General features: G+C 48.8%; 15 protein-coding genes. 10 read left to right on the top strand and 5 right to left on the bottom strand.

Annotated elements, in window-relative coordinates; genetic code table 11:
- Positions 1-100 precede the first annotated feature (100 nt).
- Together ACO6UX_RS16370 and ACO6UX_RS16375 are read left to right on the top strand one after the other, a co-directional pair.
- Positions 101-1780 (top strand): ankyrin repeat domain-containing protein, encoded by a 1680-nt coding sequence (locus tag ACO6UX_RS16370; protein ID WP_422449378.1) that lies wholly within the window; start codon positions 101-103, stop codon positions 1778-1780.
- Between the two features lie 106 nt (positions 1781-1886).
- Positions 1887-2555, top strand: a complete 669-nt coding sequence (locus ACO6UX_RS16375; RefSeq protein WP_422449380.1) for an NAD(P)H-dependent oxidoreductase — start codon at positions 1887-1889, stop codon at positions 2553-2555.
- A 6-nt stretch (positions 2556-2561) separates the two neighbouring features.
- On the opposite strand, the gene ACO6UX_RS16380 is transcribed toward ACO6UX_RS16375, so the two are convergent.
- The gene (locus ACO6UX_RS16380) at positions 2562-3227 is read right to left on the bottom strand and encodes a metallophosphoesterase (protein WP_422449382.1); all 666 of its coding nucleotides are present in this window, start codon (positions 3225-3227) and stop codon (positions 2562-2564) included.
- 47 nt (positions 3228-3274) lie between these two features.
- Positions 3275-4648: a hypothetical protein gene (locus ACO6UX_RS16385; protein WP_422449384.1), complete on the bottom strand. Its 1374-nt coding sequence runs from the start codon at positions 4646-4648 to the stop codon at positions 3275-3277.
- Positions 4649-5028: 380 nt separating this feature from the next.
- Between ACO6UX_RS16385 and ACO6UX_RS16390 the strand changes: the two genes are divergently transcribed.
- From ACO6UX_RS16390 to ACO6UX_RS16400, 3 genes are all read left to right on the top strand, one after another.
- Positions 5029-5463 carry a YybH family protein gene (locus ACO6UX_RS16390; protein ID WP_422449386.1) on the top strand — a complete coding sequence of 145 codons (435 nt, stop codon included), beginning with the start codon at positions 5029-5031 and terminating at the stop codon, positions 5461-5463.
- A complete protein-coding gene (locus ACO6UX_RS16395; protein WP_422449388.1) occupies positions 5412-6779 on the top strand; it encodes an MFS transporter in 1368 nt (455 codons plus the stop codon). Before ACO6UX_RS16390 ends, ACO6UX_RS16395 begins: the two co-directional genes overlap by 52 nt.
- A 178-nt stretch (positions 6780-6957) precedes the next feature.
- Positions 6958-7962 (top strand): phospholipase A, encoded by a 1005-nt coding sequence (locus ACO6UX_RS16400; RefSeq protein WP_422449390.1) that lies wholly within the window; start codon positions 6958-6960, stop codon positions 7960-7962.
- 251 nt (positions 7963-8213) lie between these two features.
- Here ACO6UX_RS16400 and nhaC read toward each other — a convergent pair whose 3' ends face one another.
- Positions 8214-9641, bottom strand: coding sequence for a Na+/H+ antiporter NhaC (gene nhaC, locus ACO6UX_RS16405; protein ID WP_422449392.1), 1428 nt, complete (start codon positions 9639-9641; stop codon positions 8214-8216).
- A 273-nt stretch (positions 9642-9914) separates the two neighbouring features.
- Between nhaC and ACO6UX_RS16410 the strand changes: the two genes are divergently transcribed.
- From ACO6UX_RS16410 to ACO6UX_RS16430, 5 genes are all read left to right on the top strand, one after another.
- Complete coding sequence (locus ACO6UX_RS16410) at positions 9915-10040, top strand: hypothetical protein (RefSeq protein ID WP_422449394.1); 126 nt, start codon at positions 9915-9917, stop codon at positions 10038-10040.
- A 229-nt stretch (positions 10041-10269) separates the two neighbouring features.
- Entirely contained in the window at positions 10270-10635 is a 366-nt protein-coding gene (locus ACO6UX_RS16415; protein WP_422449396.1) for a hypothetical protein, read from the top strand.
- Between the two features lie 7 nt (positions 10636-10642).
- A complete protein-coding gene (locus ACO6UX_RS16420) occupies positions 10643-11092 on the top strand; it encodes a hypothetical protein (RefSeq protein ID WP_422449398.1) in 450 nt (149 codons plus the stop codon).
- A gap of 9 nt (positions 11093-11101) precedes the next feature.
- Positions 11102-11461, top strand: coding sequence for a hypothetical protein (locus ACO6UX_RS16425; protein WP_422449400.1), 360 nt, complete (start codon positions 11102-11104; stop codon positions 11459-11461).
- Positions 11462-11647: 186 nt separating this feature from the next.
- Positions 11648-11992, top strand: coding sequence for an STAS domain-containing protein (locus ACO6UX_RS16430; RefSeq protein WP_422449402.1), 345 nt, complete (start codon positions 11648-11650; stop codon positions 11990-11992).
- 159 nt (positions 11993-12151) lie between these two features.
- Here the strand turns inward: ACO6UX_RS16430 and ACO6UX_RS16435 are convergent, their stop codons facing one another.
- Both ACO6UX_RS16435 and upp read right to left on the bottom strand, forming a co-directional pair.
- Positions 12152-13441 carry a uracil-xanthine permease family protein gene (locus ACO6UX_RS16435; RefSeq protein ID WP_422449404.1) on the bottom strand — a complete coding sequence of 430 codons (1290 nt, stop codon included), beginning with the start codon at positions 13439-13441 and terminating at the stop codon, positions 12152-12154.
- 23 nt (positions 13442-13464) lie between these two features.
- A complete protein-coding gene (upp, locus tag ACO6UX_RS16440) occupies positions 13465-14091 on the bottom strand; it encodes a uracil phosphoribosyltransferase (RefSeq protein WP_101744823.1) in 627 nt (208 codons plus the stop codon).
- Positions 14092-14138 lie beyond the last annotated feature (47 nt).

Genomic DNA, 14138 nt, shown 5'->3' on the forward strand with positions numbered 1-14138 from the left:
GGTCATACAACAACGGTTATAACGCAGTGCCTGACAGTTGGAGTTCTTTCCCCGGCTCATGAGGCACTTAATTGTCTTCGTCTAATCCAGGAGTTTAACAATGAATCCAATTCATTCAGAGTTGTTGCCCGGTTCTTTGGCGGGCCCTCCGTTAGCAGCGAGTGCTCTGCCCGAGTCAGCTCCTGAAAAATGCATTGTATGCAGGGACCCATTGTTCAGTGGACGGTCTGTTGTGATATTGCCATGTCAGCACAGATTCCATAACGCCTGCAATGATATCTGGATTGATAGTCGCCAGCTGGGTGACTGGGCTTGCATCCTTTGCAATACAACGCCCAAAACTCTTGATATTGTTGCCTTGAATGATGACCGATACTCATCTCTGGCAAGCCGTTCTGAAAGCCTGAAACTGCAGCTGTTCAAGGCTTGTCAGGACGGAAGTGTCGCTACAGTGATCGGCGCGGTGGAGAAAGACCCATCGCTGATTTCCGGAAAAATTAAGCTTGAGGACCGCTTGGGACACTATAGGCCCATTCATGTTGCCTCCATCAACGGGCACGTACCGATTGTCAAGTTTCTACTTGACCAGGGGGTCGATATTAATTTGCCAGAGGCGTTCGGTAAACTTTCTCCCATTGAACTGGCTGCCACCGAAGGCTTCGTAGAGTTGGTCAGCTGTTTGATTGAGCGCGGTGCCAAAGATTTAAATTCATCACTCCTGTTCGCCACTCATCATGGCCACGTCAATGTGGTTCGGAAATTGATCGATAACGGAGCTGACATTAACCATGCGATAGAGATCATTTTGCGCGACAGGTTAATCCGGTATACCCCTCTTGTCAGTTCTGTTACTTCGGAGTCTGCTGCACAGCTGGTTAAGTTGTTATTATCGAAAGATGCCAAAGTGACTGGTGAGGCACTGTGGGTTGCTATTGGATTTGGCAAGCTGGATATCGTTAAACTCTTGATCACCCATAAAGTCGATGTCAACGCCATGGATGGATGGATAATCTGCAGTGCAGCCAGATATAATCAACTGGAGACCGTCAAGTTGTTACTTGCCAACGGTGCCGAGATTGATAAGCCTTACGATGTTCAGACCGCTCTTGGGTACGCAGCTGAATACGGCTGTGTTGAAATGATTCATTTACTGGCAGATGCTGGTGCCAGTCTGGAATCCACAGTATTGTCCAATGGCAAAAGAAGCCTCAGTCCTCTGTGCATTGCTACTCATGCCTGGCAGCAGGACTGCATCAAGGCACTTATCGAGCAGGGCTCCGGGATTGATAACGCCGATTATCGAGGTCTTACACCGCTGACCCAGGCCATTATCGCCAATAATATCGACCATGTCAGAGAGCTGGTTGAGCATTTCCACGCGTCGGTGAATTGTTCTCCAAATTATTCTATACCCCGGGCAAATGTAATACCCCATGAGTTATTCAGGTGCAGGGAGCAGTTTGTTATCTCTCCGCTGGCATTTGCCGTGCATTTGGGTAGGAGTCCAATCACTCAGTTTCTGATTGATTCCGGCGCAGAGGTTAATGCCCTTCACGGGTTGGCACTGCGACTGGCAATTATACAAAACAATGCTGGGATTTTATTGAAGCTGATTCATGGCGGTGCTGACCTTTGTGGTGTTTTTGATAACGGAGAAACGCCTCTGGCATTAGCAAATCGTCTAAAACGTTCGACTTTGGTTATGGAACTCTTGAGTCATGGGGCACCGGCTTCTGAAATCAGTCTGGCAGCGGATTTTCGAGATTTGAGCATTGTTTAAGTGCTGAAATTTGCAAGTCAGGCCTGTCATTTCTGTGATTTCTTCCTTTTTTAACCTGATGCCAATAGAATGCAGCTCTCGACCACTGTTGTATAGGGTCTGAACAATGAACACCGACCTGCGTAAACAAATTCTGGATGCCTTCAATTTCCGTCACGCCTGCAAAAGCTTTGATGTCAGCCGGAAAATTCCCGATGAGGATTTTAATTTCATTCTGGATGCCGGGCGCCTTTCTCCCAGCTCATTTGGTTTTGAACCCTGGAAGTTTCTGGTCATCCAGAATCCGGAATTAAGGGAAAAGATCAAAACCGTCAGCTGGGGAGCCCAGGGACAGTTACCCACTGCCAGTCACTTTGTCATCATTCTGGCCCGCAGGGAAAACAGCATGCATTATGAGTCCGAATACATTCTGGATCACATGCGCACTGTTAAACAGTTGCCTGAAGATGTCGTGGATATGATCAGCGAGTTCTACCGCGACTTTCAAAACAGTGACTTCCGGCTGACCGAGTCACCCAGGGCCATGTTTGACTGGGCCTGTAAACAGACCTATATCGCCCTTGGTAATATGATGAGCGTAGCCGCCCAGATTGGCATTGACTCCTGCCCGATTGAAGGTTTCAACCGTGACAGGCTGGAGCCACTGATGGCACAGGAGGGTCTGCTGGATAGCGGGGAGTTTGGCGTCAGTGTGATGGTCGCCTTTGGTTACCGGGAAAACGAGCCTTACCCAAAAACCCGCCACCGGCAGGCGGCAGTTGTCGAGTGGCATTAAACCCGGTCACTGAGCAAGCTCACTGAGGCATAACAGCGTCAGGCAGTTGCTCTCAAAGCCACCGGTATCAATAAAGTGGGTATTTCCCAGGGTAACCGGTTGATCAACAATGGTATGACCACAGAAGATGTGGTCAATACCGGCCACCACAGAATCATCCTCACTTTGAATCCGGGTCCTGGACCATTGCATCGCCCGGACCAGGTCCGGATCAGATGCTATTTTCTCCGGATTCCAGACCGACAACGGGTACTCAGCATGACAAATGGCCACCAGCCTGTCGCCAGCAAGATCAACCGAGATCAGAACCGGCTGTTCAGAAGCCATGTCTGCATACCTATTCATTCTTTCTGATGAGACTTGCAGATGCCAGTCACCGCCACAAAGCACCCATTGGGCAATCTCATGGGCGGATGGGTGTCTGACCGTATCAATCATGCACTGCTCATGATTGCCTCGAACACAGTGGAACCATGGCTCATCCATCAGAGAGAGGCACTTCTCGGAAGCGGGCCCCCGGTCGATCAGGTCGCCACAACTGAAACAACGATCCTTTTCCCGGTCAAAGCCGACGTTGGCCAGTGAGGACATCAGGAGATCATACATGCCATGCAAATCACCAATAACAAAATCACGGCCAACGACATTCTGACGAAAATGCTGGTAAAACATAAATCCTCCCTGGATTTCTGATTAGCGTCAGTTGTGTACATCCATGTTTACGGTTTATCCTTCATTACCAGTTTAGCCACGCCATCATCGGGATTGATGACGGTGGTGAATTGCCGGTGACTGGTGAGAATGTTGTTAAGCATCGGCTCCCGGGCCAGCTCCCTGAACGACAAGGGCATATCAGCAGCTAACTTGCCCTCAGCCCTCATCTGTCCCGCCTGTTGATAAAACCTGAGCATCACTGGCAGCACTTTACGAACGGTTTCCGGTAACCCGGCCACAGCAATGGCATTGGCATAAACGGCAGGCCCATAGGTTGCGGGTGGTGTAGCCAAAGCCGTTAATTGCCGTTTGCTGTACTGAACCCACTGCTTCTGCTGATCCTCTGGCAGACTTTTAAAGCTGGCGTATAACGCACTGCCTTCGGCCGGTGTAAACAACCTTGCAGTGGCCCCCAGGGAGGCAAGGGCAAGAAACTCACTGGGATTTCTGGTCAACGTATTCAGTTGCAACCATTGCCCCCGCTTTTGCAGGTAGACCTGCATGGGGTTCAGCTTCGGCTCCCTGGACAGCCTGTCCAGCAGTAACTTCAGTTGATTCATGGACCGCCAGGTATTCTGGGTGAGATAAACGGAGCCTTTTGCCTCCAAATGGCCACGGAATCCGGCAATATTCACCACCCAATGGTCGTACCATAGATTCATATCATCGTGACTGATGCTCTTGTTCTGTATCCCGGAGTTAAGCACGGTATACATGGACAAAGAGCCCTCGTTATACATCATATGGCGAAGGTGGCTATGAGGCAGATAGACAATTTCAAACAACCGGGCAGCTGAAGGGTGTTTGGTAATAATCGAGCGAGCCAGCGGGTAGATCTTCTCAGCATAGGGTGCTGTAACCGATAGGAAATCCACCGAATTTTCAGGAACAGGCTTAGCCAGAGCTTTAGCAGCGCGCTTACGTGCCTCCGGCGATAAAGTGACTGCATCGAGAATGGCTGTTGCCCGGAGAACTTCATAAGAGACAGCGTCCAGCCCCGCAATCTCCCTGGACAGCTGCTGGAACGATGGCTCTGACAACCTGGGAGTATCAGGGTCAGTCTGAGGTGCCACAAATGCCTTATAGGCCTCATGTGAGCCGTTTCTTAACAGCTGCAGGCAATATAATCGGGACAGTGCTCTTGACACCTCCCGATGGATGGCCGCCGATGACCACTGTGTAGATAACTCCGGTGTAACCACTGGATTAGCCAGCACCCATGAGAGTTGCTCTATTTGCTCCCGGGTAATCTCCAGCTGATCGGCAAAATGCTTGTGGATATACTTTTTTATGGGATCGAGCCGGTTTTCAGCCACAATCAACGGGCTAACCAACAGCAGAAGCACCAGCGAAACCCAGGACAAGGTCATTGTTTTCATAATAAGCTTTCTTTTATGGAATTGTTGCCATGACTGGAAACCGTTGTGAGCAGACTTCCCGGGGATGAACACCCCATAAGGCGGCAAACTATTATGTCAGCCAGGGTCAACACCAATATCCGTATCCAATGCTCGCAGCAACAGGTCTCAGGAATGCTAAGTAAGATAGATGCTGATGGTTTAGTCAGCCACATGAAAGCAGCATTATTTCTTAACGGTATATAAGACCTCTCCAAAGCCTGGGCTTTAACTCCAACACAACCATCGATTTTGCATTATCAGTCATATTGTTTTATTCGGCTGTCAAAACGGGGGCTATTCTTAATCGATGTTCCAAACCCGATTGCCATTGAACTCCATTGACAGGGGAGAAAACAGCCATGGCTGACCTCGACCTGGCAACCAGACTGGTAGACCAGTTTTTCTCAGAGATCGCTGACAGCTATTGCCGTAAGGATCTCGACGCAATCATCGGTCACTACCAACCCGATCCGGGTCTGCTTTTCTGGAACGCTGAGGGTGACACCATTACCTCTGTTGACCAGTTAACCCTCTGGTATGAAGAACTGTTCCGGCGATTTGATATCAAATCGGTCAATTTCCGGCTTGAAGAGATTTATGCGGATGAAAGCACCATTGTTTCCGGGAGCCTGTGGGTACTTTCCACACTGCGAAAACCCGGAGAAGAAAAACCCGGAGAAGAAAAGCTGGAAGAAGAGCAGTCCCTGAGAGCCACTCACCTGCTTAAAAAACACGATGGCAGATGGCTTATCCATCACCTGCATGTTTCACCAACCCACTTTCTACCGGATTGATGACTCAAACAACGCCCAAACGATGCATTACTGCATCTTCCAGTCAATACAAGCTGGCATCTTCCATATCACTTGGAGGCATGCTGGAGATTTACGATTTCCTGATATATGGCTTGATGGCCAGCTACATTGCCGAGAACTTTTTTCCTGCTGAAGACCATATCACCTCGTTAATCAACACATTTGCTACCTTTGCTATTGGTTACCTGACCCGTCCCCTCGGTGGTATTGTCTTTGGCCACTTCGGGGACCGCTATGGCCGCAAAAAGACCTTTACCTTTTCCATCTTTCTGATGGCAGTAACCACTGCATTGATGGGCTGCCTGCCCGGATGGAACAGTATAGGTTCAGCAGCCCCCATCACGCTGATCCTGTTACGACTACTGCAGGGGTTCTCCCTGGGGGGAGAAATTCCGGGATCCATCACCTATCTCAGTGAGACAACACCTGAAAGACGCGGGTTGGTGATAGGCATTCTGTTTCTGGCCATCATGATTGGTGTATCTTTCGGTACGTTCGTGCACGGAATACTTGAAATGTACCTTTCGGCAGAAGACATGAAGGAGTGGGGCTGGCGTGTCCCTTTCTGGATCGGTGGATCCCTGGGAATCATCAGCTATCACATTCGCAAACACTTCTCCGAGTCCGGATTTTTCGAAGCACTGGACCAGACCAAAGCACAGGCTTCCATACCGATTGTTCTCCTTTTCACACAACATACCCGGGGAGTTATCTGCGGGCTCATGACCATAGGCCTGTGTGGAGCAACCGTGACTGTCTACAGCATTTACATGCCGGGTTTCCTCTCGTCGCTACTGGGTTTTCCCAGGGAAGCCGTTGCCTGGCAAACCACCCTGGCGTTTTTGATGCTATCGCCACTCTGTCTGATATTCGGGCTGCTGTCCGACCTGATAAATCACAAACTGATTCTTGGCATTATGGCCATTATTGTCGCCACCACTTGTTGGCCAGCGTTTCAGTACTTCTCTTCTCCAGACGCCGAACTGAATAAGATCCTGTTGATCTGTGGCCTGCTGGCAGCAACTGCATCGGGTGCACTGCCGCCATTGTTGATCAGTTTTTTTCCAACGGAGATTCGCTATACCGGCATTGCCACCTGCTACAATATCGGGTTTGCAATTTTTGGCGGCATCGCCCCTGTTACCTCAACATTACTGGCTAAATACTCCAGTAATACCACGGGGCCGGCTATCTACCTTTCTCTTGTTGCTGTGATCAGCCTGATCGCCCTGTTTATTCCCTGGCCAAACGTTCAGCTGACAACAGAACAGTTTGATGAGGAAAGAAACCTTTAAGTCTGCCAGTCAAAATACATTTCCCTGAATCAGGGGATTGAGCGTCGAAACATTTTCTGGCCTGAAATGCAAAGCGGGTTAACACACAGGCCATCCAATGATTTATGGTAATCATCAATAGCCAACCGGATAATTTCCTGTATAAATTAGCTTTAGATAACAAATGCAAGGCTTAATAATGAATGCATTGACTTGGTATAAAAGTACGTTTTTTCCAGCGCTAACCCTGTGCCTGTTGCCAATAGCGGCCTATTCTGATGCTTATGACGACTGTTTATACAAACAACTCAAAGAAGGTGATGATTCACTGACACTGGTTGAAATCCGCCAGCAATGCCAGACAGTTGTCGCTGAAAGTACGGAAGACACTGATAACGTCGTTGAACAGCGGTTACAGGAAGAAGAAGAAACTCTGGACAACCGGTTTGCCATCACACCTCACCGACCCAACTACCTGCTGCCCATTTCCTACAATAAAAGCCCTAACCCAAGCCCCTTTGAAATCCGCAATATTGATGATTTCTCCAACACCGAGATCAAGTTTCAACTGAGTATGAAAGCTCCCCTGGCCCAGGGTGTATTCAATGGTTACGGTGATATCTTCGTTGCCTACACCAACACCTCCTGGTGGCAGGCTTATAACAGTAACTCGGCCCCCTTTCGGGAAACCAATCATGAACCGGAAGTGTATATGGTTTTCCCCACCAGCTATCAGTTCGGGGGATTTGAGTTGAATGCGGTTTTGGCCGGGCTGACTCACCAGTCCAATGGCCGCAGCGGAGAACTTTCCAGAAGCTGGAACAGAGTCTACGCACAGTTGGTTTTTTCCAGAGACAATGTTGTGGTGAGCATCAAACCCTGGTGGCGGATTCCGGAGCCGGAAAAAAAACCTGGCCAGCAAAACAGTTCCCGGGGGGATGATAACCCTGATATTGAAAAGTATATGGGCCATGGTGAGTTGCATCTGGGTTACCAGGTCCGGGAGCACAATCTTGGCATGACGCTAAGAAATAATTTGCGAAGTGATAACAAAGGTGCCGTTCAACTGGACTGGTCATTTCCAATTAACAAAAGATTCCGGGGTTATATTCAATACTTCAATGGCTACGGTGAAAGCCTGATTGATTACAACGATAGCGCTAATCGACTAAGTGTTGGCGTTATGTTGACCGACTGGTTATAAGTAGTTAACCAAATGAAATCATATATTTCTGACTAAGTTGTCAGTCACTCCCGGCAACTGCTCCTGCGTTGCTCTATCTCCTGCATCCATGCAGTCGTGCGGCGTTGCAACTCCGGTCACATAGCTACGGCTATGCTCCCTGCGTTGCGCCGTGCATAGCAACTGCCCACTTAGCCAGAAATATACGATTCCATTTGGCCAACTACTTAGCCCGGAAACAAGGGAAACCATGAACGCTTCCCGTTAAATGTTTAAACTGCCGGACTGGTTTGTTGAAGATCCTGGCCTTTGCGGAACAGGCCAAAACCCACCATGGCAAGTACCACAGCAAGAACCGGACTGAGCCAGTTTAAAAGAGCCCAGGGCGCATACTCAATCACGGCAACACCCAGGGTCGAGGCAAAAAACGCACCTCCGGTAGTCCAGGGTATAAGCGCTGTGGTGAGTGTCGCCCCTTCTTCCAGAGAGCGCGAAAGCACACGGCGATCTACACCCTTTTGATCATAGGCTTCACTGAACAGCTGACCACCCAATATGATCGATATGTAAGCTTCCCCCATGGTCAGATTGCCCGTGAAGCAGGCAATAACAGTGGTCGCAACCAGAGTGGATGCCCTGGTTATTTTTATCACAATCGTTTGAATAAGCACCCGCAAAAAACGGCAACGCTCCAGAATGCCACCCAGTGCCAGGGCCATAAGAGATAATGACAGTGTCCACATCATTGAGGTGATCCCCCCTCGTCCAAGCAATGCATCCAGGCTCTCCAGGCCTGTCGCAACCGTGCCGCCGCCATAAAGGCTGTTAAGCACCGTGGGCAGACTCTGATCCTGCAGGACGATAGCCAGCACCACCGCAACAGATGATGCCACCATCATGCTGGGTTCAGCTGCAACACGGGCCATACTGAGCAGCAACATAACGATCAGCGGTAACAAAGTCAGGCCATTGATCGTGAAGGTATCCTTTAAAGCCGCCTGCATGGCGAACAACTGTTCAGCGGGCAACGGGTTCTCAGCGTAACCGAGCCCCATCAGCGAGAATATCACCAGGGCCAACAAATAGGCCGGTCCTGTAGTAAACAGCATGCTCTGAATATGGGAGTAGAGATCAACCCTTGAGGTCATGGCAGCCAGGTTAGTGGTATCGGAAACCGGTGACATCTTGTCACCAAAGCAGGCACCGGAGATAACCATTCCGGCAACCAGGGGAGCGGGTATGCCCATGGAGGTCCCGATCCCCATCAGGACAACCCCCATGGTGCCAACCGTTCCCCAGCTGGTACCGGTGGCCAGGGACATCAGGCTACAGAGAAGCAACCCGGCAGGCAGGAAAAGCGCCGGACTGACAAATTCAATGCCGTAGTAAATCAATGTTGCCAGCGTACCACTCTGAATAAACGCGGCAATCAGCACCCCGATCAGAATAAAAATATAAACCGCCGTCAGCGCTCCGCTAATCCCGGCATTCATGGCACCCCGAATGGCACGAAAGTCATAGCCAAGGGCAAAGGCACTGATGGAAGCGATCATCAGGGACAACAGAATCAAGCTGTGCAGGCTGGTTTCCAGAACAAAAAGCCCGACACTGATGACGCCAATGATTGCAGCAAGGGTGATAAAAGCATGGAGAAAACCGGGCTCTTTCCATGACGTTTCTGCCGAAGTCGATACAGCCAAACCAGAACTCCTTTGGATACTGGGCAAATAGCCAGATATAAATATCTATTTCCCAGTATGAAATACGTTATTTTTAAGAATTTGATCGTTTTATATCCCAATCAATCTATTTAGCAAGTGTAATGACAAAAATATTGCTCTGCTGGACGATAATCGGGATCCTCTTCAACAACCATCAGGCGTGATCACTTATCCACAGGCAGACACCATCCATGCCAGCCCGGTCTCCCTGCGCTGGCGGCAGAGGGAGAAGGCTCCAGTGAATTTCCCTTGGTGGCAACATCGGTTCACCCTCTTAAGCCACCACCATTGCAGTACGATACAGGGCCTGAGCTGGATTTTGCCCGGGTCGCCACCCGAATAACATCCATTGTTATTGACTTGAAGGATCTCGCGTAGTCGTGACTGATAAGACTCATAAGTAATGTAAATATTGTTTTATTAATCAAGATGATAAAATCACCGTTTAAATTTAGTGAACTTATTACTTTTGGAATTGTATATGTAATTTAAGAAAACCAACTTTAAATCGCTTTTGTTGCCACCATACTGGCCACTTCTATCGATCAAGTTGATTCTGAAATGGCTCTTGAATCCAAGGAGAAGGGAAGCCCCCCCCTGATTAATAATGAAAAAATTATTTTTAGCATTGATGTTCTCCTCTTCTGTTTTTGCCCAGACACAAAGTCCCATTCACATTGGTGGCAAAGACAATATCGAAGAAGCGATTCGAATGACACGAGTCACAACAGTAGAGATCAAAGTGTCATCGATATCGAAATCGTCTGACTATGAAATCACTGTAGATGGTGAAGTGATTGATACAACTGGAGTGATCCAGGCTCATTCCACCAGGAAGATTGATGTACCTCTTATATTCAAAACATCAAATAAGCCACAGAGGTTTCAAATCTGTTCTGTTTCGATCCCCGGTGAGCGTGATCTATTCAGGACTCGTGTTTGTACCAACGCTGATCTCGTATTCATTATTTGATGAAATCATGAAAATCAAATCAATTTTCGCTGCAACACTTTTCATTTCTGCTTCTGCAATGGCTCTCGATGATAATCAAATGCAGTTCTCTACTGACGTTGATCCAATGTATGGAATCGAAATTACCGATGCACAAGGTGCTCTTCGCTTCAAAGGAGAAGCTGCTTCCAATCCAACGGCATTCAAAGTTATTTCCAATACAGGAGAAACATTGACTGTCCATGTCGAATTGGAATCCCTGAATACTCCATCGGGTCAACCTGTTAATAATCTTGAAGATGATCTCTATATGGGTATTGGCTCAAAATCCAGCAAGATAGGCGACGGTGCTGATTTCAGCAATCTGAAATCAGACAAAGTGTATCTTGCTACAGCTCAGTTCGTACATATCGAACGGACAGATGTCAAAGCAGGAACGTATGACGCGATCATCACTCTGACAGTTCAGCACAAGTAAGAGAGACAAATGAAGAAACTTATTGCTATTGCCGCTATGACGCTTTCCATGCATGTATTTGCTGACTCGATTCGTACTGCTGATGGAATCTCCTGTTCTTTCGATGCTGATGATTCTCCATGGAGTGTGGAGACCTATGCTGAAATGGGAAATGATGATTACGATAATCAGTATGAAAGAGGGCACAACAATAGCGTAAGAGATAATAATAAGTTTGGTGTGAAGCTCGTGTATAAATTTGGCGGACCGGGGAGACTCCAGTGTAATGATCTTTATCAACTGGAGCTTCGAGATAAAGAAGCTCGTGTAAAACAATTGGAAGCCAAGCTCAAGATGTACGAAAAAGCTTCGAACCTGGCATGGGACTGATTTGTCAAACTAAAAAATAATTTATATTTCAACCAATTACCGCAAAACATTCCTCACAAAAAAAACCTCCTGAAATGAACTATGGCCTGGCAATATTGTCAGACCCTGTAACCAGAGTGTTATGCAAAAACAAAGCCCCAGCCCTTACTATTTCGATCATTAAGGGATCACACCGGGAGAAGGAGTATGGAATTAACCATTAATCTCGAAAGCTATCAAAATTACACACTGATTATTCTGGATGGCGATCTTAATGCCAGTACCATCCAAATTCTGGAGAATGCTGTAGAGAATGCAACCAGAATCGACACCAGCCATATTGTGCTGGATTGCACCCTGCTCAAAAGCATCAGTAGCGATGGGTTGCAATTACTCCTTCATTGTCAGGTACAACTGGCAGGACATTTCTATCTCTCGCTATATAACGTACCCAACAATGTTGCCTCACTGATGGAGTTATGCGGCATTACGTATTTTATCCAGATGAACACGCAGGAGCAGAATCAAAAAAAACAACCGGCATCAGCCTGATCCATAATAACGGCGGCACTTAAGTAGTTGGCCAAATGGAATCGTATATTTCTGGCTAAGTGGGCAGTTGCAACGCCGCAGAGTGACTGACAACTTAGTCAGAAATATATGATTTCATTTGGTTAACTACTTAACAACAGTACCGCCTGTTTCCGCTTCTCAGGCAACGTCTTCTTTGCCAACTTCAGCAGACTGGTATCGATCCTCCCCGGCACGATGGGGTAGCAGCAAATTCAGAATGACTGCAGTCAGTGCGCAAAGACTGACGCCCTTCAGTGAAAATTCACCCAGTGAAATGCCCATATTACCGATACCAAATACCAGCACGATAGAGACAATCACCAGGTTGCGGGGCTGTCCCAGGTCAACCCTTGCCTTAATCAGCGAGTTAAGGCCAACAACGGCAATGGAGCCAAATAGCAGCATCATAATACCGCCCATTACCGGCACTGGAATGGTTGACAGGAATCCACCAATTTTACCGATAAACGCCACACCAATGGCAATGACTGCGGCCCAGGTCATAATAGCGGGGTTGTAGGCTTTGGTGAGCATCACCGCACCCGTGACTTCTGAATAGGTGGTATTGGGGGGCCCACCCAACATACCCGCAGCCGTCGTCGCCAGACCATCACCGAGCAGTGTATTTTTCAGCCCCGGTTTTTCCAGATACTTTTTCCCGGTCACTGAACTGATCGCCAGCATATCACCAATGTGCTCAATGGCGGGGGCAATGGCCACCGGAATCATATAAAGCACCGCATTCCAATTAAGTTCCGGGGTGGTGAAATTCGGAATAGCAAACCATGGGCGGTCAAACAAAGGCTGAAAGTCCACAACCCCCATGATCACCGCAGCAATATAGCCTGCACCAATGCCACAGATGATGGGAATCAGTCGCAGAATCCCACCGGCCATGGTCGCCACCAGCAGGGTCGCCAGCAGCGAGATCGCGGCCAGGAACAGAGCCTGATCAGCAGAGATTAACCCTTCAACAGGGGATGTTGCCATCCCAACGGCAACCGGTGCCAGGCCAAGGCCGATCACCATAATCACCGGCCCGACCACCACAGGTGGAAACAACCGGTACAGTATGCCGGATCCACGCAACCTGACCAGCACACTCAAGGCGGCATACAGCACACCGGCGGCCATAATGCCACCCATGGTGGCCGCCAGGCCCCAGGATTGAATACTGAACGTCATCGGCGCAATAAAGGCAAAAGAAGATGCCAGGAAGACAGGCACCTGTCGGCGTGTGATCAGCTGGAAAATCAGGGTACCGATACCTGCGGTAAAGAACGCTACATTGGCGTCCAACCCGGTCAGCAACGGCACCAGAACGAGTGCACCAAAGGCAACAAACAGCATCTGCCCCCCCATCAGCGCCTGCCGCCAGAGCGACATCTCTGAGTGCAGGCTGTCCCCCGACTGTGCTGAATGATTCATTGTTGGATATCCTTATTCGTTACTTATCGAGTACCAAAAATTTTGTCACCGGCATCACCCAGGCCCGGAATGATGTAACCGTTGTCATTAAGCCCCTGATCAACAGATGCGGTAAAAATCTTCACGTCAGGATGCGCTGAGCAGATCTTTTCAATACCTTCCGGCGCAGCCACCAGCACCAGACAGCGGATCTCTTTGCAACCTGCCTTCTTCAGCATATCTATAGTCGCCAGCATGGAACCACCGGTAGCCAGCATTGGATCCAGGATCAGGGCAATACGCTCATCAATATTACTGACCAGTTTTTCAAAGTAAGGCACCGGTTCCAGGGTTTCTTCGTCGCGGTACAGGCCTACCACACTGACCTTGGCATTGGGGATCATATCCAGAACGCCATCCATCATACCAATGCCGGCACGCAGGATCGGCACAATGGTGATTTTCTTGCCCTTGATTTGCTGAACGGTCACCGGACCATTCCAGCCTTCAATCACCGTATCTTCCAGCTCGAGGTCTTTGGTTGCTTCGTAGGTCAGCAGGCTGCCAACCTCACTGGCCAGGGTACGGAAGCCCTTGGTACTGATATCGTGGGATCGCATCAGTCCCAGCTTGTGTTGTACCAGCGGATGCCTGATTTCCTGTACGCTCATGCATGACCTCAACTGTCTGATTGGAGGTGGATGGGTAATGAAGTAAA

This window comes from Endozoicomonas sp. ALB091, assembly GCF_049310265.1.
Classification (GTDB): domain Bacteria; phylum Pseudomonadota; class Gammaproteobacteria; order Pseudomonadales; family Endozoicomonadaceae; genus Endozoicomonas.